This is a genomic window from Actinacidiphila sp. bgisy160 (assembly GCF_057707815.1).
In genome coordinates this window covers 81,471-107,532 of record NZ_JBYIQW010000015.1, presented here as the reverse complement: position 1 = coordinate 107,532, position 26,062 = coordinate 81,471, and the positions used below count along the sequence as shown (strand labels likewise).

The window sequence follows — 26,062 nt, the reverse complement described above, 5'->3', positions numbered from 1 at the left end:
CGCCGAAGGGCGACAGGCCGGCGCCCTGCGGGCTGCACCCCTGCAGGCCGCCGGCCTCCTCCCCCGGCAGCCTGACAGCTGATCAGTCCTGCCGCAGCTGCCCCGTGTCCTCGCGACGGACCTCACCGGCGGGCCAGGGCAGCGCGGCGGCGGCCGGCTCCTCCATCCGGGTCAGCGCGACCATCGCGAGATCGTCCTCCGGAAGCGCACCGGCATGGTCGACCAGGTCCCGCAGGATCTCCCCGAGCGCGTCCGGCAGGCGTTCGTGGTGGACCAGACCCTGCCGGACCCACTGCCACGCCGTCGCCCGGTCCAGCAGCGGGTAGCAGCGCCCGGCGGCGTCGCGGGCCTCGATGAGACCGTCGGTGTAAAGCAACAGGGTGTCACCGGGGGCCAGTTCGAAGCGTTCCTCGATGGCGCCGCAGTCCCGCAGGGAGCGCAGTCCGAGCGGGGGAGCCGGACAGCCGGCCACCAGGGCGACGCTTCCGCGGCGGGCCCGCACGGGCGGCGGGTGACCGTGGTTGACCATGCCGGCGAACCGTTCACCGTCCCGTACCTCCAACAGCAGTGCCGTCACGAAGCGTTCGTTCGTGTCGCGACCGGCGTCGTCGCTCTCGGCCAGATGGTGCTGGAAACTCTCCTCCAGCCGCGCCGACAGCTCTGCCAGGGTCGTGGCGCGCGGGGCCCATTCACGGAACGCCCCCAGCACGGCCGTGACGTCCTCGAACGTGGGCAGGCCCTTGCCGCACACGTCGCCGATGATCAGGCGGGTCGCCCCGCCCTTCCGCACGACCGCGTAGAGGTCCCCGCCGACCTGGCCACGGCCGCCGCAGGCACGGTAGACGGAGGCGAGCCCCAGCGTGCCGACGCGCCCGGGGAGCGGCCGCAGCAGGGTCCGCCGCACGGTGTCCGTCACCGCATGCGCCCGCGCCGCGCCGTGGCGGTACCGGACCTTCGTACGGTCCATCACCACGGCCACGACCCCCACGGTGACCAGCGGCGCGAGGCCGCACGCGAGACTCGGGTGCGAGTACCACGGCAGGATCACGCACACCGCGCACACCGCGAGGACCAACGCCACCCCACACGCGACCGACAGGCGCCGCATCGGTCGCCCGTCGTCGGGCTCGTCCTCGAATTGTTCGATGTCCGGCATCTGCGTCACTCCCTTGGGGTCCGTGCGGGGGCCGGTGGCCGTCGGATCCGCGAACGGTCCCGGGCCCGCGCATTGGCGTCCCACTCGTGATGGGACACCTCGACCGTAGGAGGGAGCCCCGCCGGGCTCCTTGCCCCGTTGTGCACAGTGCCTTGCCCGCCCGTGCAGTGCCGGGAAGTGCCCGAGTGGACGGGCGCCGGGGCGGGCCCCGCACGTCCGTGGCTACCGCTTGGCCAGGCCCGTCAGGGCGTCGCGGAGCGCCGCCCTGGACGTGATGCCCAGCTTGGGGAAGACCCGGCCCAGGTGGCCGCCCACGGTGCGGGGCGAGAGATAAAGCCGCTCGGCGATCTGCTTGTTGGTCAGACCGGAGGCCGCGAGATGGGCGATCTCGACCTCCTGCGGGGTGAGGCTGACCGACTCGGGCCCCTCGGGGCGCTTGACCATCCATCCGGTCGCCTGCAGGGTGCGCTTCGCGCGTTCCGCCCAGGGCAGAGCGCCGAGTTGCTCGAAGGCCGCGAGGGCCGCGCTCAGCGACGCCCGCGCGTCGGTCGTCGAGCGCGCCTTGCGCAGCCGCTCGCCGTAGGCCAGGGTCACGCGTGCCAGGTCGAAGGGCCACTGCTGGATGCCGGGGTGCGACAGGGCCCGCTCGAACAACTCGATCGCCTCCTCGTCCGATTCGGCGGCCATCGCGGCCGAGGCGTCCACGAACATGGCCCTGCGCGGTGAGAGCGCGGCGACCCCGGCGTGCCGAACGGCGGCCACGTGGGCGGCCGCCTCGGCGTGCCGCTGGGTGCGCACGGCCGCCTCCACCACGTCCCCGATCACCAGCAGTGCCACGGGGGTGTACGGGGCCAGCTCACCGGGCGGGCTGATGGCCGCCGCGTGCCGGTACGCGCGCTCGAAGTCGCCCTCCGCCTGCGCGACGAGCACCCGTATGTGCTCCGCCAGGGTCACCAGGTGGTGCGCCCCACGGGACGTGCCCCAGGAGGCCATCGCGCCGGCCGCCTCCTCGGCGGGGCCGGCCTCTCCGCGCGCCGCCGCGACGACGGCTTTGTAGTACAGGAAGTACCAGGAGACGGCCTCGAAGGCGTGCTCCTTGCACAGGCGCAGCCCCTCGTCGGCCAGCTCCGTCGTGTCGTCCCACCGGCCCGCGAGGAACGCGTCCGTGCACAGGAGCGGGAGAGTGACGATCTGCCTGCGCCCTTGGGGCAGGACGCCCGAAATCGCGTCGCGCACCCCGGAGAGCCGGTCGGCGGCGATGCTCGCGGTGCCGATCCGCGTGATCCTCGACGGGGCCGTCTCACGGGGCAGGCCCCCGATGAGTTCCTCCAGGTCGCCCAGCGCCCCAATCGCGGTACGCGCGGGATCGCCCTGGGTGGCGACGTTCACCGTCAGCAGGCGCGGCACGTCGGGCCCGAGCCGGTCGAGGAACTTGTGCAGGGGCGCCCACAGCTCTTCCCGGCCGCCCAGGCAGCACAGCAGCAACAGCAGGTAGAGGGCCTCCTCGAGGGCCGGGTCGCACGCCCCGTAGGGATGGTCGCCGTTCTCGATCGCGCCGAGGAGTATCCGGTGGGCCGTGTCGATGTCCCCCTTTCCGTCGAGCAGCCGGTGGACCGCGACGGCCGCCGAGTACAGGGAGGCGCGGTCGTCGGTGCCGAACCGCCGTGCGTCGTCCAGGAGCCGGGAGGCCATGGTCAGTTCACCGGAGGCGTCCGCGCGTAGGTAGGCTGCCGCGGACAGCCTGCGTCCGCGGTCGGCCGCACCGGGACTCAGGTGCGCGGCCTTGGTGAGGGCCCGTATCGCGGCCATGGCGTCACCGCGCCGGAGGACCCGGTGGGCGGTGCTCTCCAGCAACGCCGCGACGTCCTCGTCCTGTTCGACGCACGCCTCCCCCAGGTGCCACGCCCGCTGGTCGGGCCGGTCGTGCAGCACCTCGGCGAGTTCCCGGTGCACGCGGCGGCGCTCCGCGGAGGTGGACGCGTCGATCACCGCGGCCCGGAACAACTGGTGCCGGAAGCTCAGGCGGTGGTCGAACTCCTCGATCCGCACAAGGCCGTCGCGCTCGGCGGGCTCCAGGTCCGCCAGATCGACCCCGGCCCCGAGACGCCGCGCGGCGCACTGCACGACAGCCAAGTCCCCCGTCCCCTCCAGCGCGGGCACCAGCAGCAGACGACGAGTCGCCTCGGGCAGACCCGCCACGCACGAGCCGAAGACCTCCCGCAGTCGCCGGGTGAGCGGCAGCGCGGCCGGCATCCGCTCCAGCCCGGCGCGCTGCGGTCCGGTCAGGGCCGCCGGCAGTTCGACCAGGGCCAGCGGGTTGCCCTGCGCCACGGCGACGACGCACTCGACGACGAGCCCCGTGAGGTCCGGATGGGATGAGCGGGCCAGGAGCCGCGACGCGCTCTCGTCCAGCGGCAGGACCTCGTGTTCGGCGCGTACGCCTGACACGACGCACCCGCGGTGTCCTCTGCGGGCGGCGGCCAGGAACCTGACACGGCTGCCCGCGAGCCGCCGTGCCACGAATCCCAGTACGGCCGCGCTCGCCGGGTCCACCGTCTGGAGGTCGTCGACGACCAGCAGGACCGGCGCTGCGGCGGCGGCACGGCGGAGCAGCACCAGGGCCGCGTTCGAGACGAGGAGCCGCTCGGGCGGTGCTCCCTCGCCGAAGCCCAGGGCCACGCGCAGGGCCTCGCGGTGAGCGCCGTCGAGGGCCTGCGGATCCTCCTCCCACAGCGGGAAGAGAAGCTGGTTGAGCGCAGCGTACGCCACGTCGCTCTCGGACTCCGCGCCCGCCCCCCGCAGCACCCTGGCCCCGGCTGTCAGCGCCCTGCGGGCGAGATGGCCGAGCAGCGCCGTCTTGCCCACCCCGGGCTCACCGGCCAGCAGCACCGCACCACCGGAATCGGCCGAGCCGAGCAGCCCCTCGATCCGGTCCACGTCCGCCGCGCGGCCCACCAGCCCCTGCAACGCGCCGCTGCCGACGTCGGCCGTGTACACCGAGGTTTGCATCGGAAGTTTCTTGCTCTCTGTTTCTGGGCCTGGACGCAAGCATTCTCACACGGCACGGACGGCGTGCCCGGGCGGGGAACGGTGACTTCCGCCTCACGGCCGCAGGGGAATTCACCTAACGTATTCCTGCCGTACGGGTCGCGGATTCCTTTCGTTCAAGGCGGTACGACGGCGCAGGTCAGTCCTTGGGGAGCCAGCGGCTGAGGGCGTCGATGAGCCGTTCCAGCGCGGGCACCTTGCTGGAGCGGTCCGTCATCACCGTACGGCCGTCGAATTGCAGGGTGTACTGGAACATGTCGTTCGCCGCCATGTTCATCGTGAAGTCCGGGACGTCCTCCAGCGCCGGGTCGCCGAGCAGGATCCGCAATTCCTTGAACTGGACGGCGCCGACCCGACGCACTATGGGCTCGCCTTTGTGGCCGGTGTAGACGGTCCCGTCACCCCGGAGCATCACCTGCTGGTGGACGCCCGCGAAGCCGCCGCTGACGGTCATCACCACCAGCTTCTGATCCGGTCCGCGGACGGGCACCGGTGTCGCGGTACGGCTGGGCGAGGGCGGCCGGGAGGGCGAGGTGGGCGCGGAGGCGGAGGTGGACGCCGACGGCGGGACGGACGACGGGGACGGGGCGGGAGCGGTCGCGGTGACCACCTCAACATCCGCCGGCTCCCCCGCCGTCTCACCGATGGTGAGGGTGCAGCCCGTGGAACCCAGCACGCCGACGGCGAGAACCACCCCGGCCAGCACCGCCCTGCCCAGTGTCCTCACGCTCTCTCCCCCGCCAGTCGTTGTCTCCAACTCAAGCCTGGATACCACGGAATGACACCGTCCGACCCGGCCCGGCACCCTCACACCTCTCCACGGGCCCGGGGCCCGGTCGGCCGCGGAAGGCCCGGCGCGCCGCATGACGCGCCGGGCCCCGTCTCCACAAGGCCGCGAACTCCCGGCACGGCGACCGGCGGAGCGCCTCAGCCGCCGTCCAACTCGGCGTTCGCACGCTCCGTGACCAGTGTCAGCACGCGGCCCGCCACAGCGAGGTCCCCGGCCGGGATGCCGGCGTACAGCCGGGCGGAGATCTCAGCGGTCTCCTCGGTGGTGGTCTCGTACAACTCCCGGCCGGCGTCCGTCAGCCGTATGCGGGAGGCGTCCGCCGGATCCTCCTCCAGCAGCTTCGCGTGCGTCAGCTCGTCGATCACACTGCGCACGACCGACTCGCCGGTCTTCAGCGAGCCGGCGACGTCGCGATCGAGTTCGCCCCGGCCGACGGACCCGCCCGCGGCCACGACGGCCCGCAGCGTCACGCTCTGGTGGAATGTGGCGCCGTGGCGCGTCAGCACATCCTCCAGGAGGGCGCGCGCCGCGTAGTGCGCAAGGGCGATGACCCGGCCGTTGGCCGTGGGTGCGGTAGTACTCATGACTGCTCCTCGTCGTTCTCGGTGTACGGATCAAGAGGTGCGTCGATCAGGGTCGCCAGCTCGCGGATCAACTGCCGGGTACGCGGACCGTCCTGCCCCCCGAGCGGCGCGAGCAACTGGTCCAGCAGGCCCTGGACCACGTCGATCGCGCGTCGCGTGACCTCGCGCCCCTGCTCGGTGAGCGACAGCTGCATGGCGCGTGGGTCGCCGGGGTCCCGGGTGCGGGCGACGAGCCCGGCGGTCTCCAGGGCCCGGGCGAGCTTGGAGACATAAAGCGGTTCGAGCCCCGTGTGGTCGGCGAGCCGGCGCTGGCTGGGCCGCAGCCCGGAGCGCGACATGCCGTACAGCGACGCCATCACCGCGTACTGGGCGTGGGTCAGGCCCAGCGGAGCGACCGCCCGGTCGACGGCCACCCGCCACTTCATCGACAGGCGCCAGACCAGGAACCCCGGTGTCGCGCTCTCAGTTGCTGAACTCACGGCAAATACCATACATGGCTACTATGTACATGGCCACTAAACCACGGGGCACCCGCCCGGCCCGCACCCTACGCCCGGTTCTGCCCAAGTCCGGCTCGATGGCGCCCGGTTCGGACACCCCGACTTGCCGATGTCTTGACGATACGTTCCATGACCATTCAACCGCGCGTCCCTGGCGGGGGTGCATGCCCTCCCTAAGGTCCGTAGGCGTTGCGGAAGAAGGGACTCATGGACACACTCCTCGCAGTCCGTGCTCGCGGGATCACCAAATACTTCGGGGGCGTCGTCGCACTCGACGGCGTCGACCTCGACGTGACGCAGGGACAGATCCACGGCCTGGTCGGACCGAACGGCGCGGGCAAGACCACGTTGCTCGGCCTCCTCCTGGGCCTGGCCGTCGCAGACGGCGGCGGCCTCGAGATCCTGGGCTCGCCCGTCGGACGGGCTCTGGCCGCGCCCGACGGCGTCGCCGGCTTCGTGGACGGGCCCGGCCTCTACCCGTCGCTCACCGCCCGGCAGAACCTCGCCGCGCTGGCCGCACTCCGCGGGCAGGACGCGCGGGCAGCCGGGATCGACGACGTACTGGCCCAGGTGGGGCTCACGGACGTCGCCAACGACCGGGCCCGCGGGTTCTCGCTCGGCATGCGCCAGCGGCTCGGTCTCGCCGCCGCCCTGCTCACCGGACCCCGGCTGCTGGTGCTCGACGAACCGTCCAACGGCCTGGACCCGGCGGGCAAGAGGCACGTGCACGGGGTCCTCACCCGGCTCGCGGACGAGGGGACCGCCGTCGTGCTGTCGAGCCACCGCATGGACGACCTGGAGGCACTGTGCTCCGAGGTCACCATCCTCGCCACCGGACGGGTCGTCTTCTCGGGCCCGCTGGGCAAGCTGGCCGCCGAGAACCGTGAACTCGACTACCGGTTGCTCGCCTCGGACCCGCCGGCCGCCCGCCGACTGGCCCTCGGCACGGCCGGGATCCGCGTCGTCGACGACGCAGGCATACGGAACGACGCCGGCGTGCTCGTCGTGCGCGCGCTGGTGCCGGCTCTCGACGAACTCGTGGCGGGGCTCGTGCGCGCGGGCATCGCACTGCGCGAACTCGCCCCCGTCGTCTCCCCGCTCGAGGCGGCGTTCCTCGCCCTCACCCACCAGCAGGAGGCCGGCCGATGACCGCGACCGTCGTCGCCGACAACGTTGTCCCCACCCGCCGTGTCCCGGTCTCGCGCGGCTACCGCTTCGAGCTGGTCAAGCTGGTGTCGCAGTGGCGGATCCGCGTGCTGGTCCTGGCCTGCTGGATCGCGCCGGCGCTCTTCGTCGCCGCGGTGAGCCGGCAGAGCACGCTCCCCGTCGACACCCTCTTCGGCCGCTGGATGCACGCCACCGGATGGGCGGGGCCGCTGGTGATGCTCGGATTCGCGGGCACCTGGGCGCTCCCGCTGCTGACCTCGGTCGTCGCCGGCGACGTGTTCGCCTCCGAGGACCGGCTCGGCACCTGGCGCCACCTGCTGGTGGCGGTCCGCTCGCCCCGGCGGATCTTCGTGGCGAAGGTGCTGGCCAGCCTCACCGTCCTGCTGCTGCTCGTGGTGGGGATGGCCTGCTCCGGCGCGGTCGGCGGGGTCGTGGCGGTCGGCAACCAGCCGCTGGTCGGTCTCGACGGCCACCTGCTCACGCCGTCCGACGCCGCCGGGCAGGTCTTCCTCGCCTGGGCCTGCGCCCTGGCCCCGACCCTGGCCCTGGCCGGGATCGGCCTGCTCGGCTCCATCGCCCTCGGGCGCTCCCCGATGGGGCTGCTGCTGCCCGCGCTCGTCGCCCTCGCGATGCAGCTCGCGCAGATGATGCCGCTCCCCGTCGCCGTACGTCTGGCCCTGCCCGGATACGCCTTCATCTCCTGGAACGGGCTGTTCACCGGCCCCCGGCAACTCACGCCGCTCCTCATCGGCATCGCGGTCAGCCTGGTCTGGGCCGTGGCCGCGACGGTCCTGGCCTACCTGCTCTTCCTGCGGCGCGACTTCACCAACCTGACCGACGACGGCTCGGCGCGCCGCGCGCTCCTCGCCGGTGCCCTGCCACTGGCCGGGCTGCTCGCGGCGACGGTCGCCGTCGTCACCGCGACGACCACGGCCACAGGCTCCGGGATCGAGCAGGACAAGGTGCAGCGCTCGGTCGCCACGGCCTTCGCCCACCTGTATCGCGTGCAGACCGACCAGCTCAACCGCCCCGCCGTCACCGAGGCGCAGCTCAAGGCCACGGCGGCGTGCACCAAGGGAAGCGTCGCGTCCGGCGCCGAGGGGCCCGGCAACGACTGGCGCTGCGTCGTCTCCTGGCACCTCCCCGGCGTCACGGCCACGGGCCAGGCCGTCTACCAGCTCGATGTCACTCCGGACGGGCGGTACGTCGCCGACGGCGACGGACCGAAGGAAGTCAACGGCTACTTCCTGGTGCGGACCCCGGTGGGGGACGCGCCGAACCCGCTCTGGCAGTTCGACGGGAACGTCGAACTGCTTGCCACCACCCCGAAGGGATAACGCAACATGCAGGTCACACGTCGCCGCCGCACGGGCACCGAGAGGGACACCCATGCCCTTGCCGGCCGACGGTTCGGCAGCCGCAGAAGCCTGACGCTGGCCGCCGCGACCGCCGTCGTGCTCGCCACCGGCACCGGGATCGGGTTCGCCCAGACCACCCAGTTCGGCCACGACCAGGTCGGCCAGGTCACCGACCAAGGGCAGGTCCTCTCCAGCGACCAGTACATCGCCCCTTACGGCGAGCGCCTCGTCATCAACAACGGCAAGATCATGTCGTCCTCGGTCAGCCCGGACGGCACCCACCTCGCGGCCTCCCTCACCGACGGCGGCGTGGCGCTGGCCGTCGTGGACCTGAAGAACTGGAAGGTCCAGCAGCTCGTCGGCAACTCATCGTCGGCGAACCTGCACATCGCCAGTAACAGCGTGGGCCAGGAAGGCCCCACGTACTCGCCCGACGGTACGCAGCTGTGGCTGGGCCAGACCGACGGCTACACCCGGTTCACCGTGGACCCCGACGGCAGCCTCGCCGACCCGACGTCCGTCACCATCCCGGCGGACGGCGCCAAGCACGCCCTGGTGGGCGAGCCGGTGTTCTCCTCCGACGGTTCCACCGTGTACGCCGCGGTCAACGGCCAGAACCGCGTGGTCGCCATCGACACGGCCACCGGGACCCTCAAGCAGAGCTGGGCCGTGGGCAACGCCCCGCGCGACATGATCGTGGTCGGCTCCAAGCTGTACGTCAGCAACGAGGGCGGCCGTCCGGCCAAGCCGGGCGAGAGCACCATCAACTCGTACGGCACCCAGGTGCCGGCCGACCCGAAGACCGGTGCCACCACCACCGGCACGGTCAGCGTCATCGACCTGGCGGACCCGGCGGCCGCCGTCGCGAGCATCGACGTGGGTCTGCACCCCACCGCCCTGTACGCCAAGAAGGGGGCGCTGTTCGTCACGGACACCGCCACCAACGACGTATCGGTGATCGACACCCGCAAGAACAAGGTCGTGCAGACCATCGCCACCCAGCCGTGGCCGGAGGCGTCGGTGGGCTACGAGCCCAACGCCGTCACGCTCACCGACGACGGCCACCTGCTGGTGACGCTGGGCCGCGCCAACGCGGTCGCCGTCTACCGGTACAACTCACCGCAGGAGCCGGTCAGCTACGTCGGTCTCCTCCCGACGGACTACTTCCCCGCGGAGATCGCCACGGTCGGCGACCAGGTCGTGGTCTCCAACACCCGCGGCATCGACGCCCGCCGGCCCACCGCCGGCGCCGGGCACGGCACCCACGACACCACCTCGAGCGTCCAGCGGTTCACGCTACCGAGCGAGAAGGTCATCAAGTCCCAGACGGCCAAGGTCTTCCAGCAGAACGGCTGGGCCAACGGCGCGGTCAAGCTCGCGAAGGACAAGGGCAACGGCCACGTCAAGCCGGTGGCCGTCCCGAAGCGGCTCGGCGACCCGTCGACGATCAAGCACGTCTTCATGATCGTCAAGGAGAACCGGACCTACGACCAGGTCCTCGGCGACGTCCCGCAGGGCAACGGCGACCCGTCGCTGGCCGAGTTCGGCGAGAACGTGACGCCGAACCAGCATGCGCTGGCCCGGCAGTTCGGCCTGTACGACAACACGTACGACATCGGCACGAACTCCGCCGAGGGCCACAACTGGCTGATGCAGGCCGACAACCCGGAGTACACCGAGTCCTCGGCCGGTGAGTACGCGCGCAGCTACGACACCGAGGACGACGCCCTCGGGCACCAGCGCACCGGCTTCATCTGGAGCGGCGCCCAGGCGCAGGGCAAGAGTGTGCGCAACTTCGGCGAGTTCCACCAGTTCCTGACCAAGCCGTCCGGCGCGACCTGGCAGAACCTGTACTGCGACACCAAGAACATGCAGGCCACCGGGCAGAACACCGCGTACAACCTGGTGTCGTCCTCGCCGATACCGTCGCTGAACAGCGTCTCGGTGCCCGGCTTCCCGAAGTTCGACACCAGCGTCCCGGATGTCTACCGGGCCGAGATATGGAAGCAGGACTTCGAGAAGAACGGTCCGGCGAACCTGAACATGTTCTGGCTCTCCAGCGACCACACCGGCGGACCCGCGGGCCCCGCCGCGCAGGTCGCGGACAACGACCTCGCGGTCGGCCGGATCGTCGACGAGATCTCGCACAGCAAGTACTGGAAGGACTCCGCGATCTTCGTGGTCGAGGACGACTCCCAGGCCGGTCTCGACCACGTCGACGGCCACCGTGCCCCGATCCAGATCATCAGCCCCTGGGCCCGGCACGGCACCGTCGACAGCCGCTACTACTCGCAGATCACCATGATCCGCACCATCGAGCAGATCCTCGGGATCCACCCGATGAACCAGAAGGACAGCGCGGCCACCCCGATGTTCGGGGCGTTCACCAAGAAGGCCGACTACACGCCCTTCACGGCGCTGCCCAACCGGACCGCGCTCACCGACGGTCTCAAGACCCCGCCCGCCTGCGGCCTGGACACCCCGGCCCCGCAGGACCCGAACGCCGCGGCCGTCCCGTCGACGAAGGTGCCGGCGGACAAGAAGGCCCTCGCCGAGCAGTGGGCGGACTGGCAGTCCAAGCAGCGGCTGACCGGGCCCGATGCCAGGCCGGACTTCGCCAACCCCGCGCAGATGAACCACTTGACGTGGTACCTCACGCACGGTTGGACGCAGCCGTACCCCGGCGAGAGCAAGGTCTTCGCACCGAAGGACGTCCCGGGCGCCTACATCCCGTCGGCGGAGAACGACGGCTGACGCCCGCGGATCGCACGCAGGGGCCTGCGGCCGGCGGCAACGCCGGCCGCAGGCCCCTCGCGTCAGCGCTCCGGCCCTGCCGCCCGTACGGCGGCACCGCCTCACACGGCTTCGGGTGCCTCCGTCGGACAGGACGGCTGGGCGATGAGGGACGCCACGGGATTCGTCACCGTGCGGCAGCGGGTCCAGCGGGCGGCCTCGCCGTCGGTGGGCGAGGCGATCTCGGTGGGCTCGGTGGCGGGGGCGGTGCCGAGCAGCCCGCGATCCCGGCAGTAGTCGTCGTCGTAGATCGTGGACAGGTAGCGGTGCGGCCCGTCGGGGAAGACGGCCACGATGCGCGTGTCGGCGGAGTACGTGCGGGCCGCCCACCCGGCGACGAGGGCGACGGCACCGACACTCCAGCCGCCCGACGCGTAGTGGGAGCGGGCCAGGGCCCGGCAGGTGTGGACGGCCTCGGCCGGGGCGACCCAGTGCACCTCGGCGAACTGCTCGTAGGCCACGTTGCGCGAGTGGATGCTGCTGCCGAGGCCCCGCACGATGCGGGGCCTGACGGGCTGGCCGAAGGTGACGGAGCCGATGGTGTCCACCCCGATGACGTGCAGGTCCGGGTTGACGGCGCGCAGCGTGCGGCTGACACCCGCCGAGTGGCCGCCGGTTCCGACACTGGTGACCAGGACGTCGACCCTGCCCAGTTGCTCGATCAGCTCCCCGGCCAGGGGCGCATAGGCGTCCGCGTTGTCCGGGTTGTCGTACGGGTCGGCGCACCACGATCCCGGTTCGGCCGCGAGCAGTTCGCTCACGCGCCGCCGGCAGGCCTCCTGCCAGCCCTCGTAGGGGTGGGCGTCGCGGACGATGTCGAGCCGGGCGCCGCGTGCGCGCAGCAGGCGCTTCATGTCCGGCTCCAGGTCCGGGTCGGTCACGAGCGTGACGGGGTGCCCGAAGACCCGCCCGGCGAGCACCAGTCCGAGGCCGAAGGCGCCGCTGGTGGACGCCACGACTGTCGCGCCGGGGAGGAGATCGCCGCGCTCGCGTGCGCAGCCGACCATGTGGAGGGCGGAGCGGTCCTCGATGGCGCCGGGGTTGGCGCCTTCCAGCTTCGCCCAGAAGCCGCTTCCGGGCGTGGTGAGAGGGTAGGAGATCCACAGCAGGGGCGTGTTGCCGACCGCGGAGGCGAGATCGCGGCCGGTGGTGGGCTCGTTCATGGTGTCCGCTTTCTGGAATCGGGAAGAGTGCCGTGCACGGCTCACCCTCAGCCCGTGCGCGTGTGCGCGGGGGTGGAAAGGTGAGGGACCGTCAGCCGGTCCGGGCGGGCGTCTTCTAAATGCGCCAGAGGCAGAGGACGGACGGCGCCGCGGTCGCTATGCGGGCGTCGGGGGCCGGGTCGCTCCCGGGTGTGTTGTGCGAGGCGGGCACTTGTCCTGGCGCCGCTTCGGCGGCGCCCGTCTGCGGGAGGTTGGTGCCGTGCTCGCGTGGTCCGGTACGCGACCCCGGCAGCTCGGCGGAGGCCGGGGAGCAGTCCTCGCCGGGGTGGTGGGGAGCGACGGGGTGCGGCCGTTCCTCCGCGTTCGTCAGATGGACGTGCGCGTGGAGGCCGTTGTGGGCGTGCGCGGGCGAGCCGGCCACGGTGAAGCAGAATGCGGCCAGCAGCGCAACGAGGAACGTCGGGCACGTTCCGCGGTGGGGGCCTCGCACAGGCCGCACATTACGCCATGAAACATGCCGGAACGGTCTCAGGCATGCGGTGGATTACCGCTCAGATGGTGATCCGCGAGGTTGAGCACCTCGTCGACGAGCCTGCGCAGATGCCCGTCGGAGAGTTCGTAGATCACCCGGCGCCCCTCCTTGCGGGAGGAGACCAGGCCCGCGATCCGGAGTTTGGCCAGGTGCTGACTGACGGCGGGTCGCGCCGCGCCGACCCGCGCGGTCAGCGTGGAGACGTCCGCCTCCCCCTCGGTGAGTGTGTGCAGCAGGGCAAGGCGGGTGCGGTCCGCGAGCAGGCTCAGGATCTCGGCCCCGCGGAGGTAGTGCTCGCCGCCCGGGTCTCGCGGATGCGCACCATGCGCAGGTGACAGGTGCATGCGTGCGTTCATATGCACATAATGGAGGGAAGGCTCAGCCCGTGTCCACCAGCGACTCCCCGGAAGGCGGTCCCATGAACGGCCCCGACACGCACCCCCAGCACGACCACGGCCACCGCCACGGGCCGGAACACGGGCACACGCACGGGCCCGGCCACGGCCACAGCCACAGCCACGGCGAAGGTCACGGCGAAGGTCACGGCGAAGGTCACGCCGCCCGGGGCCGGGCAGGCCTGCGGCACCGGCTGGGACACCTTCCGCACCCGCACTCGCACGAGTCCGCCGACAAGGTGGACCGGGCCCTGGAGTCCTCCGCCGAAGGCATGCGCGCCCTGTGGATCTCGCTCGCCGTCCTCGGCGTCACCGCGATCGCCCAGGCCGCGGTCGTCGTCCTGTCGGGCTCGGTCGCCCTCCTGGGCGACACCGTGCACAACGCGGCCGACGCCCTCACCGCACTGCCGCTCGGCGTCGCGTTCCTCCTCGGGCGGCGGGCCGCCACGCGACGCTTCACCTACGGTTACGGCCGGGCCGAGGACCTCGCCGGGATCGTCATCGTCCTCACCATCACCGCCTCGGCCGGCTTCGCCGCCTGGACCGCCGTCGACCGGCTCCTGCACCCGCGGGACATCGCCTACCTGCCCGCGGTGGCCGTCGCGGCGGTGATCGGGTGCATCGGCAACGAATGGGTGGCCCGCTACCGGATCCGCGTCGGGCGCAAGATCGGCTCGGCCGCACTCGTCGCCGACGGTCTCCATGCCCGCACCGACGGCTTCACCTCGCTGGCGGTGCTGCTCGGCGCCGCGGGCGCGGGAACGGGCTGGCGCCTGGCGGACCCGATCGTGGGCCTCGCCATCACCGCGGCCATCCTGCTGGTGCTCCGTGACGCCGCGCGCGAGGTGTTCCGGCGCGTCATGGACGCCGTGGACCCGGCGCTGGTCGACGACGCCGAGCGCGCGCTGCGCGATGTGCCGGGCGTCCGCGAGGTGGGCGAGCTGCGCCTGCGCTGGATCGGGCACCGGCTGCGGGCCGAGGTCGCCGTTGTCGTCGACGGAACCCTCACCGTGGGTGAGGCCCACCGCGTCGCCGTCGCGACCGAACACGCCCTGCTGCACGCAGTCCCCCGCCTGACCGCCGCCCTGGTCCACGCCGACCCCGCCCCCGTCGCCGGCCTGGCCGACCCGCACGCCGAACTGGCCCACCACGCCGCGTGAGCCCCAGGGGGGGCGGCACCCGGGCGGCAGAAAGGCGTTCCGGTAGTGCCGCGCATCAAGCGCGGCCGGCGCTGCGGCCTCCGCTCCAGCCGACGCGGCCAAGCTGCCTGTCGGCGACTTCACCTCGTCCTGGACGCCCACGGCCACGCACCACCACGCCGGGGACCCCTGGCAGGAGCGGCGTTACTCTTACCAGGAGCCGGAGGACGAGGGGCCGCAGCCGCAACTGCCCGGCCAGTGAGCACACGGCACCGGCCCGAGGAGGAATCTTGGTCGGCGGGAACGGTCTGCGTCAGTTGCTCAGGGAGATGGAGGTCTTCGCGGGCGCACTGCCGGCGTTCGAACCTTCGCTGGCGCCGGAAGACCCGGTGGAGCTGTTCACCGAGTGGCTGCTGGGCGCCGTACGAGCGGGGGTCAGGGAACCGCACGCCATGACGCTGTCGACCGCGGACGCGGACGGGAATCCCGCGGCGCGCGTCCTCATCCTCAAGGACGTGAGCACGCGGGGCTGGCAGTTCGCGTCGCACTCCGGCAGCCCCAAGGGCCGGGATCTGGCCGAGCGTCCGTACGCCGCCCTGACGTTCTACTGGCCGTCCCTCGCCCGGCAGGTGCGGGTCCGGGGTCCTGTGGTGTGCGAACACCCGGACACGAGCGCGGCGGACTTCCTGGCGCGGGGGCCGGGGGCACGGGCGGAGACCCTGCTCGGCCGGCAGTCACAGCCCCTCGCGGATCCGGACGACCGGGACAAGGCCCTCCAGGAGGCCGTCGCGCGGCTCGAGCTCGATCCCGGCCTCGTGGCTCCGGGCTGGACGCTGTATTCGGTGCGTCCGTCGTCCGTCGAGTTCTTGCAGGGCGACAAGGAGCGCCGCCACACCCGCCTCGCCTACCGGGCCTCCGCCGACGGCTGGGTCAAGGAGCTGCTCTGGCCTTAGAGGTGGGAGGCGACGGGGCTGCCCCGCCGAGGCCGGCTCGGCGGCTGTCGCGAACGTTCGGCCGCGGAGGACGGCCTGACGTCCGACGACCTCACCGCGCCCCAGGGCCTCCAGGTTCTCGTTGACGTCCTCGAGCCACCGAGGCGGTACGTCGTGCGCCCCGCGCGAGGCCGGTCACGACACGACGGCGAGACGCCCTCGCCGTCCGCACGCGCCGTGTGCTGGTTGCCGGCAAGGCCGAGCCGCAGGTGCTCGACACGGTGAAGGGCCTGGTCGTGCAGCTCGGCGACGTGATGGTGTCATGGCGGCTGTGGACGACCGACCGCCCCTGGCGGGTGCCGGTGACCGGGCCGAGGTGGCGCGGCAGCCGCAACCGGTACGAGCAGGCCGGCTGCTCCATGCCGACGACGTCGGGCCGCTCCCGCTCGGTGCGGCCGGACACGAGGGCGCCACCGTCCCGGCCGGCCTCAACGGGCTCCGGCTGCTCCGCGAGACGGACCGGAGGCGGGCGTGCGCGGTCTGACCGGCGACGCCCAGAGCCGATACGGCGTCAGCCCGGCGCGACCGAGCGGGCCGGGCAGGTCCGGAAATGCCGCCGCCGCGCGCGCATCCACCGGGATCTGATTGGGCATATCTTCCGATATGCAACAGATTCGACACCTTCGACTGGTTCCTCCGCCCCGTGCGCATCCGTGCGGTGGCGGCTGTCACTGGGTGAGGTGGGCCCGTGGGCATAGTGGGGATGACCCTGACCGTCGTGACCCTCGTGCTCGCTGGAGTGGGGCGGCGGCTCCACCGATACCCCGGCGGCTGGAGATTCGCGCTCTCCGGCCGTCATGACACCGACAGGGACGCCCTGGACCGCGCCCGGCGCACGTTCCGTGGGCTGCGGCGCGAGGCGCGGCGCGAACTGGCAAGGGCACGGGCACAGGTGGCCCGGGCCGAACGTTCCCACCGGCGTCGCGTCGGCGACGCCGAACGGCACCTCGCGCGGCTGCGCCACCCCGGGAAGGGCGCATTCGTCGCGGCGCTCGGCAAAGTGTCGCTGCACGAGCACGTGATGGTCGTATCCGGGAAGGAGACGAAGGTTCTGCCGCTGAACGGCCTGCGGGTGCGGTTCGAACGCAGTCCCGTGGGCAACCACATCTACCTCCGACGGCCGGACGGGGTGCATCTGCAGTCGTACCCGCCCGCCGAGCACGACGAGGACAGCGTGCGAGGTTTCAGCGTCCGCATAGAACACGCGGTCGCCAAGGAGGCCGGGTTTCTCACGGCGCTCGCCACATCGGTCAGGAAGGCGGAGGAAGCCCTCAAGACGGCCCACGCCGATACGGGCAATGTCCAGGACGCCCGCAGGCACCTGGACACGGTGACCGCCCGCCGGCGTCACGACCCGGCCCTCGCCCGAGCACTCGCCGACCTCGAGACCGCCCGGGACCACTGGCAGGGCCTCACCGGACGACGCCCTCCGCGCTGACGGGTCGGGCCGATGCCTTGCCCCCATCGCGCGGCACGGTCCGTGGGGGCTGCGGGCCGCCGCTGCAGAGGTTACTGCTCACCGGTCCGAGACGTACTCCCGTCAGCTGACCTCTCCGCGGCTTCGGCCCGGCCGGCCAGCCGCAGGCGGTCTCGGTGGCGGCGATGGGGGAGGGATCCCCCTGGGCGCGCCGCAGGCGCAGCGCCTTCTCGGGGTATCGCCGAGGTAAGCCCAAAAGGGGCCATGGGATGATCTTGAAGCCCTGACCGTCCGGCCCGTCACCCGTTCGGCCCAACATCGTTGATCGTGATGTTGGGCTGTCGTCTACGCCGGAGTGGGCTGTGACCTCGATCGAGCGGACCGCGTATCCGCGGTTCAAGCGGCTGATCACCGCACATGAGCTGCATCTGTTCTTCTCGCCGACCCGGGACGAGGTCGAGTGGGCGGCCGGTGCCACCGACTGTGACGAGCATCTGCTGGCCCTGCTGCTGATTCTGAAGTCCTATCAGCGCATGGGGTGTTTCCCGAGGCTGGAGGACGTCCCGGAGATGGTGGTGGACTTCGTCCGGCGGGTGGTGGAGCTGTCGGAGGGCACGCTGCCGCTGTACCGGGCGGCGAAGACCGCCAAGAACCACCGGGGGCTGGTGAGGCAGCGGGTCGGCGTGGTCTACGACCAGGCGGAGGCCCGCAGGATCGCGGAGCAGTCGATCCGCAAGGAGGCCGCGGCGAAGAACCGCCCGGCGGACCTGATCAACATCGCGCTGGAGAAGGTCGTGGAGGCCGGGCTGGAGCTGCCGGCGTTCTCCACCTTCGACGTGATGGCCTCGAAGGTCCGGGGCGAGGTGAACGCCTCGATCTGCGCGGGCATCCACGACCGGATGGGCGCCGTCCAGCGGGCGGGGCTGCTGCGTCTACTGGAGGAGCGCGACGCCGACGGCACCACGCAGTACAACCGGCTGAAGAAGTCGGCCCAAGGGCCGAGCTGGTCGCACTTCAGGCGGCTGGCCACGCACCTGGAGTGGATTGATGTTCTGGGCGACAGCGCGGTGTGGGTGGACGGCGTCGCCTCCAGGAAGATCACCCGGGGAGGCGGACGCGGTGGACGCCTCGGAGCTCAAGGCGTACGCGCCCATCAAGCGGGTCGCGCTGATCGCGTGCCTGGTGCACAAGGCCCAGATGCGGGTGCGCGACGACCTGGTGCTGATGTTCTGCAAGCGCATTGCCACGAAGGTCAAGAGGGCGAAAGAGGAGCTGGAGGAGATCCGGCTCGCCGAGCGGGAGATGACCGAGGCGCTGATCGGCAACTACCGCACCGTGCTGAAGAACATCGACGACGACGGCCCGGCTCAGGCCGCGCTCGCGAAGGCCGCGGCGATGACCGCCGAGGCGGTGAAGGCCCTGGAAGGGCTGGACGAGGAGGCGCCGCCCGAGGAGGTGGCCCGGCGGCTGGACGGGAAGGTCTCTCCGGCCGTGCTCGCCTGGCGAAGGCTCTGCTGGTGCAGGCCTACGGCCTTGGCACGGTCACGAAGGCCGTGGAGGGCTTCGGCGGGTTCGCCGGGCAGTACGAGCAGATCGAGAAGGTCTCCGCCCATCACGGCAACTTCTGGGAGGTGCTGCTGTACGGACAGATCGGCCGGGATAGGGCGGTGATGTTCGACCTGGCCGAGAAGCTGGAGTTCACCGCGACGTCCGAGGACGGGCGGGTGCTGGACGCGCTTGCGCACGCCCAGCGGCACGAGGGGGCCCGCGGCGAGTACATCACCGCCTTCAACGAGGAGGGCGGCAGGGTGGACATCTCCTTCGCCACGCAGAACTGGCAGAAGGCCGTGGTGGACAAGACGCGGCCGGGGCAGTTCGTCCGCAAGCACTTCGAGGCGATGGTCTTCGCGGCCCTGGCGGAGGAACTGCGCACGGGCGATGTGGCGGTGGTCGGTTCGGAGGAGTACGTCGACTGGTCCGAGCAGCTGCTCGTGTGGGAGGTCGTGGAGGAGAAGCTGGCCGACTACCTGGTGGAGGTCGGCCTCGCCGAGGAGGGAGAGACCGCCGTCTTCGACGCGAAGTTCTTCCGTCGGCAGCTGGAGGACAAGCTCCGCAGTGCCGCCGCGGCAGCCGATGCCGGGTATCCGGACAACGAGAGCCTGGTTATCGACCCGGCCACCGGCATCCCCTCGCTCAAGCCGCACCGCTCCGAGGGACAGCGGCCCTCGGCGAAGCGGCTGGAGCAGGAGATCAAGGCCAGGATGCCGGAGCGCACGCTGATCGGGATCTGTGCCCGGACCGCGTACTGGGTCGAGTGGTGGCGCCGCTTCGGCCCGCCCTCGGGCAACGACCCGAAGCTCACCGATCCGTTCGGCCGGTACGTGCTGACCACCTTCGTCAAGGGCACCAACATGGGCCCGTACGAGGCCGCCCGCCACATCCCCGGCGTCTCGGGCCACGAGCTGGCGTACGTGGCGAACCGGCACTTCTCCCTCGTTCTGCTCAACGAGGCCATCGCCGACCTGGTCAACGCCCATGCCCGTCTGGACATCTCGCAGGCGTGGGGCGACGGCACCGCCGTGGCCGCGGACGGCACCCACATGGACACCTACCTGGACAACCTGCTGGCCGAGACGAGCGTCAGGTACGGCAAGCCGGGCGGGATCGCGTACCACCACATCTCGGATACCTACATCGCGCTGTTCACGCACTTCATCCCGTGCGGGGTGTGGGAGGCCGTCTACATCATCGAGGGCCTGCTCAAGAACGCCTCCGAGGTCAAGCCCACCACCGTGCACGCCGACACCCAAGGTCAGTCGCTGCCTGTCTTCACCCTGGCGCACCTGCTGGGCTTCGACCTCATGCCCAGGATCAGGAACTGGAAGGGGCTGACCTTCTACCGGCCCAGCAAGCAGACCGAGTACGTGCACATCGACGCCCTGTTCGGCAGAGCCGGGCAAGAACACCATCGACTGGGACCTGATCGAGTCCCAGTTCCGGCACCTGATGCGTGTGGCGATCTCCGTACGCGAGGGCGCCATTTCCTCGGCCACGCTGCTCAAGCGCTTGCGCTCCGGCTCGCACAAGAACGCCACCTACACCGCCTTCCGTGAGGTCGGCCGCGCGATCCGCACCGTGCAGCTGCTGCGGTATCTGACGGATGCGCCACTTCGCCGGCGGGTGACGGCGGCGACGAACAAGGTGGAGCCATTCAACCGGTTCTCCCAGTGGGTCGGGTTCGGCAACCAGGGCGTCATTGCCGACAACGACCCGGTCGAGCAGGAGAAGGCGATGAAATTCAACGCCCTGCTCACGAACGCGGTGATCTTCCACAACGCCCTGGACATCGCGGAGATCGTCCGGCAGCTGCTGGAAGAGGGCTGGGAGATCGGCCCGGAGGACTTGGCCCACATCTCGCCGTACCTGACCGAGCACGTCAAGCGGTTCGGCGAGTACTCCACCCACGAGCTCGGCATCCAGCCCGAGGCGTACGACCCGAAGCTGGATGTGGACTTCACCCCGCTCCGCGACCAGGACCTGACGGCGGCCGGCTTCGGCCAGGCCGCCTGAACCGAGCGGCGGGGAGCCGGTTCAGCAGCAGTCGGTCCGCGTGGCGCCGGAGGGGATCTGCTCGATGAGAGGGCGTCCGACGTCGTAGGCGTCCGCGACGGGCAGTGAGCGGCCAAACATCCCAAAGATGCCACTACGCCAACAGCAGCATGCCACCGACCATCACACCGGGTGGCTCCCAATCTCACCGCCCAAGCCAGTGGCTCCCAATCTCACCGCCCAAGCCAGTGGCTCTCGAAACCACCGCCCCGCTGGCTCTACTTCAACCCGCTAGAAACACGGTCAGCGCGACGGCGATACCAAGCCCAGCTCATAGGCGATGATGACCAGCTGGACTCGGTCACGTGCCGCCAGCTTGGTAAACAGCCGCCCCACGTGGGCCTTGGCCGTGGCAGGGCTGATGGAGAGCCGGTCGGCGATCTCGGTGTTGGACAGGCCGCGTCCGATGAGGGTGAGCACCTCGCGTTCCCGGTCGGTGATGCCCTCGATCGCCCCGCGCAGGGGCGCGGCCGCGGGTTCGGGGCGGGCGGCGAACTCCTCGATGAGGCGGCGGGTCACGCTCGGCGCGATCAGGGCCTCGCCGGCGGCGACGACGCGGATCGCGCCGAGGATGTCGTCCAGGTCCATGTCCTTGACGAGAAATCCGCTCGCGCCCGCGCGCAGCGCGCCGTAGACGTACTCGTCGTCGTCGAAGGTGGTGAGGACGAGGACCCGTGCCGAGCTCAGGCCTGCCGTGATCAGTCCGGTCGCCTCGATGCCGTTCATGCCGGGCATGCGGATGTCCATGACCACCACATCGGGCCGGAGGTCCTGGGCCAGCCGGACTGCCTGGTCGCCGGTTTCCGCTTCTCCCACGATCTCGAGACCGGCGCTGTCCGCGATGAGTACGCGCAGCCCGGCGCGCACCAGCGGCTGGTCGTCGACGAGCACGACACGGACGGGGGGCTGAGTCATCGCGCCTCCACGGGCACCGGCAGCCGGGCCGCCACTCGGAAGCCGCCTTCGGGGCGGGGCCCGGCGGTGAACTGGCCGTGCAGCAGGGCGACCCGCTCGCGCATTCCGGTGATGCCGTAGCCGGTGCCGGCAGGTGTGGGCCCGTGCCCGTGGTCGGTGATCTCGATGGTCAGTTCGTTCTCCTGATAGTCGATGACCACCCGGCACTCGTGCGTGCCCGCGTGGCGAACTACGTTGGTGATCGCCTCCTGGATGATGCGGAAGGCGGACAGTTCGACGTCCGCGGGTAGTGGGCGCCGTTCTCCCCGCCGCTCTACGTCGGCCCGTACGCCGCTGTCCTTCGTGGTCGCGACCAGCCGGTCGACGTCCGCCAGGCTCGGCGCAGGGGCCAGCGGCGCTTCTTCGGGTTCGGTCGCGCGGAGCGCTCCGAGCATGCGCCGCAGCCCGGCCAGGGTGTCCCTGCTGGTGGTCTCGATGGCGGCCAGTGTGTTGCGGGCCTCCGCCGGCTGGGTGCCGATGACCCGGCGTCCCGTGCCGGCCTGGATGGCGATGATGCTGATGCTGTGCGCGACCATGTCGTGCAGCTCGCGGGCGATCCGCAGCCGCTCGGCGGTGACCGCCTGGACCGCCGTCTGGGCCCGTACCGTTTCGGCGTGCTCGCGGCGCTCCTGGACGAGGTAGCCGGTCATCCAGGCCAGGGCGAGCATCAGGACGAGGAACGCGATGGCCGAGAGAGGGGCGTCCTGCCCGCTCCGGTAGTGGCCGGCGGCGGCGATCTGCACGGTGAGGGCAAAGGCCGCGGCGACGAGCGCGGTCCGGCGCCTCCGGGTGGCGGCGATCCAGCCGATTGCGACATCGGTCACCAGCGCCTGCAGACAGCCGATCTGCCATGCATGCCCCGGTGCCATGAAGGGGAAGGCCGAGGCCAGTTTCGAGGCCGCTAGCACCGTCGCGGCGAACGAACCGGCCAGCATCAGTGCCAGGGTCGGCAATGGTCGACGTCGCAGCAGGGGGAGTGCCAGAACCGACAGTGCCGTCGGCAGCAGCAGCCGCATGCCGGTGGGCTCATGCTCGTAGAGCACCGCGAGGTACAGCAGGATCGGGTAGGCGAGCGCCCCGCACCAGGCCAGGGTCTGCGCCGCGGCCGGTCGCATGCGCCGCGAGCGGGCGACGCGGGGTGAGTGGCTCATGTCGCGATCATAGGTACGGGCCGGTGTCGGGGCATCGACCCGCAGGCTTACGCCCCGGGGCTACAGGCGGATCCTGAGATTGTGGCCCGCGGGCCGATGCCGCGCGGGCGCGGCCCACGGCACCGTGGTCGGGTGATCGAAGTCAACGAACTGACGAAGCGATACGGCGCCACCACCGCCGTCGAACGCCTGACCTTCACCGTCCGCCCCGGCCACGTCACCGGGTTCCTCGGCCCCAACGGCGCCGGCAAATCCACCACGCTGCGGACAATCCTCGGCCTGAACGACCCCACCAGCGGCACCGTCACCGTCGACGGGCAGCCGTTCCGGGGACGGCCGCGCGGGCTGCGGCACGTCGGAGCACTACTTGACGCCCATGACGTGCACGGCGGACGCAGTGCGCGGGCGCACCTGTCCGCACTGACACACAGCAACGGCCTGCCGCGGCGCCGGGTGGACGAGGTCCTGGAGGAGGTGGGGCTGACCACCGCCGCCCAGCGCCGCATCGGAGGATTCTCACTTGGAATGAAGCAGCGGCTCGGCATCGCCGTCGCGTTGCTCGGCGACCCACCCGTCCTGCTGTTCGACGAGCCGCTCAACGGGCTGGACCCGGAGGGCGTGCTGTGGGTGCGCGGCCTCTTCCGGCGGCTGGCCGCCGAGGGCCGCACGGTACTGGTCTCCAGCCATCTGATGCGCGAGATGGAGCACACCGCCGAGCAGCTGATCGTCATCGGTCGGGGCGAGCTGATCGCCGCGGAGAGCCTTACGGAATTCGCAGCCCGCGGCACCCAGCTGAGCGTCACCGTCCGCACGCCCGACGTCGCCGGGCTGACGTCCGTCCTCATCGCGGAAGGGGCGGCCGTTCGCCAGGAGGCCGACGGCTCGTGCACGGTGACCGGCCTGGAGGCGGACCGCATCGGCGAGCTCGCCTTCCACCACCGCGTCCTGCTGCACGAACTCGCCCCCCGGTCCGCCTCCTTGGAAGAGGCCTTCATGGGACTCACCGCCGACAGCATCGAATACAGCGCAGGAGAAGCACTATGACCACACAGACGGTGTCCGAACCAAAGGTGTACGCGACCGGCCTCGACTCCCCCGCCCGGTTCCGCAACCTCCTCACCGCCGAGTGGATCAAACTGTGGTCGCTGCGCTCCACCTACTGGGTCCTCGGACTCGGCCCGCTGGCGGTCATCGGCATCCACGTGAACTCCGCCCGTACCAATGCCGAGCGGCTGGCACATCAGCCCGAACTGCCTCCCGCCCCGCCGCCCGGATTCCCCGCCAAGCCCGAGATGCTCTTCGATCCCCTGGCGGCCGCCTTCGTCGACCCGGCCTGGCAGCTCCTCATGGTTATCGCCGGCAGCGTCGGTGCCATCGCGGTCTTCGGCGAGTACACCACCGGACTGATCCGCACCACCTTCGCAGCCGTCCCCGCACGCCATGCGGTGATGACGGCCAAGGCGACGGTCATGGTGGCGGTCATGCTCGTCCTCGGCACAGTCGTCGCGGGCACCTCGTTCAGTGTGACCCAGGCGATCCTGCAGGACCACCGCGGCATGTCCCTCGGCGACCCCGGGGCCCTGCGGGCTGTCGCCGCCTCCGCACTGCTCGCCCCGTTGTGCGCCCTCGTCGGCATGGCTCTCGGCGCCCTCATCCGGCACTCTGCGGGCACCGTCGTGGCGGTCGTCGGCGTACTCCTGATGTTGCCGCCGCTCTTCATGGGCGAGACCTACCGCTGGGTCAAGGAGATCGGCAATGCGATGCCGCTCACCGCATGGCGCGCCCTGGTCCAGAACCCCGCGCGGGACTACACCGTGGACAAGTACCCGGTAACGGTCGCCGAGGCGTGGACCGTCTTCGGGGCCTGGTCGCTCGTCGCGGCGGTCGTCGCCGTGGCCGTCGTGAACCGCCGCGACGTGTGAGCAATACAGGCGAGTTTCTGATTCTCACAAATGAGTAGTTCTGAGAGACCACGGGCTCCCGCCAGAGCGTGTCCGGTTTGCCCATGATCTTCATTCTCACAACCTCTCGCAAAACAGTTTTCGCACAATGGCCCTCGCGATAAGTTCTGCGACATGCCAGAGCTCGCCGAACCGGCCGCCGCCGTCGAACAGTTCGACTGCCCTACCTGTTCCGCCCCCGCCGGAAGCACCTGTCGCACCCGCGGCGGCAAGGTCGCCCCGAAGTACCACACCCCGCGCTTCATGCTCGTCCCCCAGCTCCGTGCCGAGCTGGAGGTGAAGACCCCCGCCGACCGCGGCCCCGGCCGCGCGTGGGAGATGGGCCCGGCGATCGACGCCGCGGTGCCCGCGGCCCAGACGAAGCCCACGAGGGTGGGGTACGCGTGTTGCAGTACGGCCCAGCAGGAACTCCAGAGTCAGCTCGACGCCCTGAACGAGGCGGGCTGCGATCCCGTCTTCTCGGAGAAGATCAGCACCCGGGTCAAGGTGCGGCCGGAGTTCGTCAAGGCGCTGGACTTCGCCCGCACCATCAAGAAGGCTGTCCCGCACCAGCGGGTGATCTTCACCGTGCACGAGATGAAGCGCCTCGGCCGCGGCGCCGCCGAACTCCTCACCATCGCCGAAGATCTGCGCCACTACGATGTCCAGCTCGAACTCCTCAGCGGCCCCCTCCAAGGCGTGTACGACCCGTCCGGGCACGGCGCCGCCCTGTTCGCTTTCTTCGCCGGCATGCCTGAGTCCGAGCGCGAGTACATCCGGGAGAAGTCCCTCGAAGGCCAGGCGTCCGCCCGCGAGCGCGGACGGTACGGAGGACGGCCCAAGGTCGTCGATGACGACATGGCCGCCTACGCCCGCAGCCTGCGGGTCAACGGCGTTCCCGTACCGCAGATCGCGAGCAAGCTCGCCATCACCTCGGGCAAGAACAAGGGCGAGCACCCCTCGGTCGCCACCGTCTACCGCATCCTCGCCGAGGACGATGCGGCTGACGGCACCGAGTAAGCTCGGACACCCTTCAGGGATTCAAGATCATCCCATGGCCCCTTTTGGGCTCACCTCGGCGATACCCCTTCTCCAGTCCGTCAGAGCGAGCAGCTCGATCCGGGCCGGCCGCGAGACCACCGGGGAGAAGAACGGCCGCAGCAGCTGGGCCCGCCATTGATGGGGCGCGTGACATCGACAGCCGGTAGGACCGGGATGCCGCCGACCGGTTCCCAAAGGCCTTGATGAAGGTCGGCACGACATCAACGCGGTTATCGGCGCGGCAATGCGGCCACGTCCGCGCCTGATGCCGACCAGTCGCCGACCCTGACCGAAATCGTCTCCGGTCGTCCACGCGCAATCACGATCAGGTGG

Annotated in this window: 23 protein-coding genes and 3 pseudogenes; 14 read left to right on the top strand and 12 right to left on the bottom strand. The window is 71.1% G+C overall.

Going from position 1 to position 26,062, the window contains the following annotated elements; all coding sequences use genetic code 11:
* Positions 1-82: 82 nt before the first annotated feature.
* From AC3EUJ_RS15345 to AC3EUJ_RS15325, 5 genes are all read right to left on the bottom strand, one after another.
* Complete coding sequence (locus tag AC3EUJ_RS15345) at positions 83-1,156, bottom strand: PP2C family protein-serine/threonine phosphatase (protein ID WP_431961752.1); 1,074 nt, start codon at positions 1,154-1,156, stop codon at positions 83-85.
* Between the two features lie 222 nt (positions 1,157-1,378).
* Positions 1,379-4,165 (bottom strand): AAA family ATPase, encoded by a 2,787-nt coding sequence (locus AC3EUJ_RS15340; protein ID WP_431961751.1) that lies wholly within the window; start codon positions 4,163-4,165, stop codon positions 1,379-1,381.
* A 178-nt stretch (positions 4,166-4,343) separates the two neighbouring features.
* Positions 4,344-4,931 carry a hypothetical protein gene (locus AC3EUJ_RS15335; protein WP_431961750.1) on the bottom strand — a complete coding sequence of 196 codons (588 nt, stop codon included), beginning with the start codon at positions 4,929-4,931 and terminating at the stop codon, positions 4,344-4,346.
* Positions 4,932-5,131: 200 nt separating this feature from the next.
* Entirely contained in the window at positions 5,132-5,578 is a 447-nt protein-coding gene (locus AC3EUJ_RS15330; RefSeq protein ID WP_431961749.1) for a MarR family transcriptional regulator, read from the bottom strand.
* Positions 5,575-6,057, bottom strand: coding sequence for a MarR family winged helix-turn-helix transcriptional regulator (locus tag AC3EUJ_RS15325; RefSeq protein WP_431961748.1), 483 nt, complete (start codon positions 6,055-6,057; stop codon positions 5,575-5,577). The genes AC3EUJ_RS15330 and AC3EUJ_RS15325 overlap by 4 nt, the downstream gene beginning before the upstream one ends.
* Positions 6,058-6,285: 228 nt before the next feature.
* Here AC3EUJ_RS15325 and AC3EUJ_RS15320 point away from each other — a divergent pair, with 228 nt between their 5' ends.
* From AC3EUJ_RS15320 to AC3EUJ_RS15310, 3 genes are read left to right on the top strand one after another with little or no spacing between them, the layout of a single operon-like run.
* Positions 6,286-7,227, top strand: coding sequence for an ABC transporter ATP-binding protein (locus AC3EUJ_RS15320; RefSeq protein ID WP_431961747.1), 942 nt, complete (start codon positions 6,286-6,288; stop codon positions 7,225-7,227).
* On the top strand, positions 7,224-8,582 hold the full coding sequence (locus tag AC3EUJ_RS15315; protein ID WP_431961746.1) for an ABC transporter permease: 1,359 nt from the start codon (positions 7,224-7,226) through the stop codon (positions 8,580-8,582). The genes AC3EUJ_RS15320 and AC3EUJ_RS15315 overlap by 4 nt, the downstream gene beginning before the upstream one ends.
* Before the next feature lie 6 nt (positions 8,583-8,588).
* Complete coding sequence (locus AC3EUJ_RS15310) at positions 8,589-11,357, top strand: bifunctional YncE/alkaline phosphatase family protein (protein ID WP_431961745.1); 2,769 nt, start codon at positions 8,589-8,591, stop codon at positions 11,355-11,357.
* 101 nt (positions 11,358-11,458) lie between these two features.
* Here the strand turns inward: AC3EUJ_RS15310 and AC3EUJ_RS15305 are convergent, their stop codons facing one another.
* From AC3EUJ_RS15305 to AC3EUJ_RS15295, 3 genes are all read right to left on the bottom strand, one after another.
* Positions 11,459-12,559, bottom strand: a complete 1,101-nt coding sequence (locus AC3EUJ_RS15305; RefSeq protein ID WP_431961744.1) for a PLP-dependent cysteine synthase family protein — start codon at positions 12,557-12,559, stop codon at positions 11,459-11,461.
* Between the two features lie 115 nt (positions 12,560-12,674).
* Positions 12,675-13,049, bottom strand: coding sequence for a hypothetical protein (locus tag AC3EUJ_RS15300; RefSeq protein ID WP_431961743.1), 375 nt, complete (start codon positions 13,047-13,049; stop codon positions 12,675-12,677).
* 38 nt (positions 13,050-13,087) lie between these two features.
* On the bottom strand, positions 13,088-13,435 hold the full coding sequence (locus tag AC3EUJ_RS15295) for an ArsR/SmtB family transcription factor (RefSeq protein WP_431961742.1): 348 nt from the start codon (positions 13,433-13,435) through the stop codon (positions 13,088-13,090).
* Positions 13,436-13,509: 74 nt separating this feature from the next.
* On the opposite strand from AC3EUJ_RS15295, the gene AC3EUJ_RS15290 reads away from it, so the two are divergent.
* Together AC3EUJ_RS15290 and AC3EUJ_RS15285 are read left to right on the top strand one after the other, a co-directional pair.
* Positions 13,510-14,646, top strand: coding sequence for a cation diffusion facilitator family transporter (locus AC3EUJ_RS15290; protein ID WP_431961741.1), 1,137 nt, complete (start codon positions 13,510-13,512; stop codon positions 14,644-14,646).
* 308 nt (positions 14,647-14,954) lie between these two features.
* Entirely contained in the window at positions 14,955-15,578 is a 624-nt protein-coding gene (locus AC3EUJ_RS15285; protein ID WP_431961794.1) for a pyridoxine/pyridoxamine 5'-phosphate oxidase, read from the top strand.
* Between the two features lie 233 nt (positions 15,579-15,811).
* On the opposite strand, the pseudogene AC3EUJ_RS15280 reads toward AC3EUJ_RS15285, so the two are convergent.
* Positions 15,812-15,984, bottom strand: a pseudogene (locus AC3EUJ_RS15280) (transcriptional regulator); the annotation flags it as partial.
* Positions 15,985-15,993: 9 nt separating this feature from the next.
* Here AC3EUJ_RS15280 and AC3EUJ_RS15275 point away from each other — a divergent pair.
* The 3 genes and pseudogenes from AC3EUJ_RS15275 to AC3EUJ_RS15265 all read left to right on the top strand — a co-directional run.
* Positions 15,994-16,101, top strand: a pseudogene (locus AC3EUJ_RS15275) (HAD-IC family P-type ATPase); the annotation flags it as partial.
* A gap of 219 nt (positions 16,102-16,320) precedes the next feature.
* On the top strand, positions 16,321-17,055 hold the full coding sequence (locus AC3EUJ_RS15270) for a hypothetical protein (RefSeq protein WP_431961740.1): 735 nt from the start codon (positions 16,321-16,323) through the stop codon (positions 17,053-17,055).
* A gap of 341 nt (positions 17,056-17,396) precedes the next feature.
* Positions 17,397-17,825: pseudogene (locus tag AC3EUJ_RS15265) on the top strand (DUF4158 domain-containing protein); the annotation flags it as partial.
* On the opposite strand, the gene AC3EUJ_RS15260 reads toward AC3EUJ_RS15265, so the two are convergent.
* Entirely contained in the window at positions 17,723-18,064 is a 342-nt protein-coding gene (locus AC3EUJ_RS15260) for a hypothetical protein (protein WP_431961801.1), read from the bottom strand. The pseudogene AC3EUJ_RS15265 and the gene AC3EUJ_RS15260 overlap by 103 nt on opposite strands.
* A gap of 89 nt (positions 18,065-18,153) precedes the next feature.
* Between AC3EUJ_RS15260 and AC3EUJ_RS15255 the strand changes: the two genes are divergently transcribed.
* From AC3EUJ_RS15255 to AC3EUJ_RS15245, 3 genes are read left to right on the top strand one after another with little or no spacing between them, the layout of a single operon-like run.
* Positions 18,154-18,705 carry a hypothetical protein gene (locus AC3EUJ_RS15255; protein ID WP_431961800.1) on the top strand — a complete coding sequence of 184 codons (552 nt, stop codon included), beginning with the start codon at positions 18,154-18,156 and terminating at the stop codon, positions 18,703-18,705.
* A complete protein-coding gene (locus AC3EUJ_RS15250; protein WP_431961793.1) occupies positions 18,705-20,147 on the top strand; it encodes a Tn3 family transposase in 1,443 nt (480 codons plus the stop codon). Before AC3EUJ_RS15255 ends, AC3EUJ_RS15250 begins: the two co-directional genes overlap by 1 nt.
* Positions 20,041-20,604 (top strand): Tn3 family transposase, encoded by a 564-nt coding sequence (locus AC3EUJ_RS15245; protein ID WP_431961739.1) that lies wholly within the window; start codon positions 20,041-20,043, stop codon positions 20,602-20,604. Before AC3EUJ_RS15250 ends, AC3EUJ_RS15245 begins: the two co-directional genes overlap by 107 nt.
* A gap of 282 nt (positions 20,605-20,886) precedes the next feature.
* On the opposite strand, the gene AC3EUJ_RS15240 is transcribed toward AC3EUJ_RS15245, so the two are convergent.
* Positions 20,887-21,558 carry a response regulator gene (locus tag AC3EUJ_RS15240; protein WP_431961738.1) on the bottom strand — a complete coding sequence of 224 codons (672 nt, stop codon included), beginning with the start codon at positions 21,556-21,558 and terminating at the stop codon, positions 20,887-20,889.
* On the bottom strand, positions 21,555-22,748 hold the full coding sequence (locus tag AC3EUJ_RS15235) for a sensor histidine kinase (RefSeq protein ID WP_431961737.1): 1,194 nt from the start codon (positions 22,746-22,748) through the stop codon (positions 21,555-21,557). The genes AC3EUJ_RS15240 and AC3EUJ_RS15235 overlap by 4 nt, the downstream gene beginning before the upstream one ends.
* A 132-nt stretch (positions 22,749-22,880) precedes the next feature.
* Between AC3EUJ_RS15235 and AC3EUJ_RS15230 the strand changes: the two genes are divergently transcribed.
* From AC3EUJ_RS15230 to AC3EUJ_RS15220, 3 genes are all read left to right on the top strand, one after another.
* Positions 22,881-23,792 carry an ABC transporter ATP-binding protein gene (locus AC3EUJ_RS15230; protein WP_431961736.1) on the top strand — a complete coding sequence of 304 codons (912 nt, stop codon included), beginning with the start codon at positions 22,881-22,883 and terminating at the stop codon, positions 23,790-23,792.
* Positions 23,789-24,670 carry an ABC transporter permease gene (locus AC3EUJ_RS15225; protein WP_431961735.1) on the top strand — a complete coding sequence of 294 codons (882 nt, stop codon included), beginning with the start codon at positions 23,789-23,791 and terminating at the stop codon, positions 24,668-24,670. The genes AC3EUJ_RS15230 and AC3EUJ_RS15225 overlap by 4 nt, the downstream gene beginning before the upstream one ends.
* 153 nt (positions 24,671-24,823) lie before the next feature.
* Positions 24,824-25,708: a recombinase family protein gene (locus AC3EUJ_RS15220; RefSeq protein WP_431961734.1), complete on the top strand. Its 885-nt coding sequence runs from the start codon at positions 24,824-24,826 to the stop codon at positions 25,706-25,708.
* Positions 25,709-26,062: the final 354 nt, after the last annotated feature.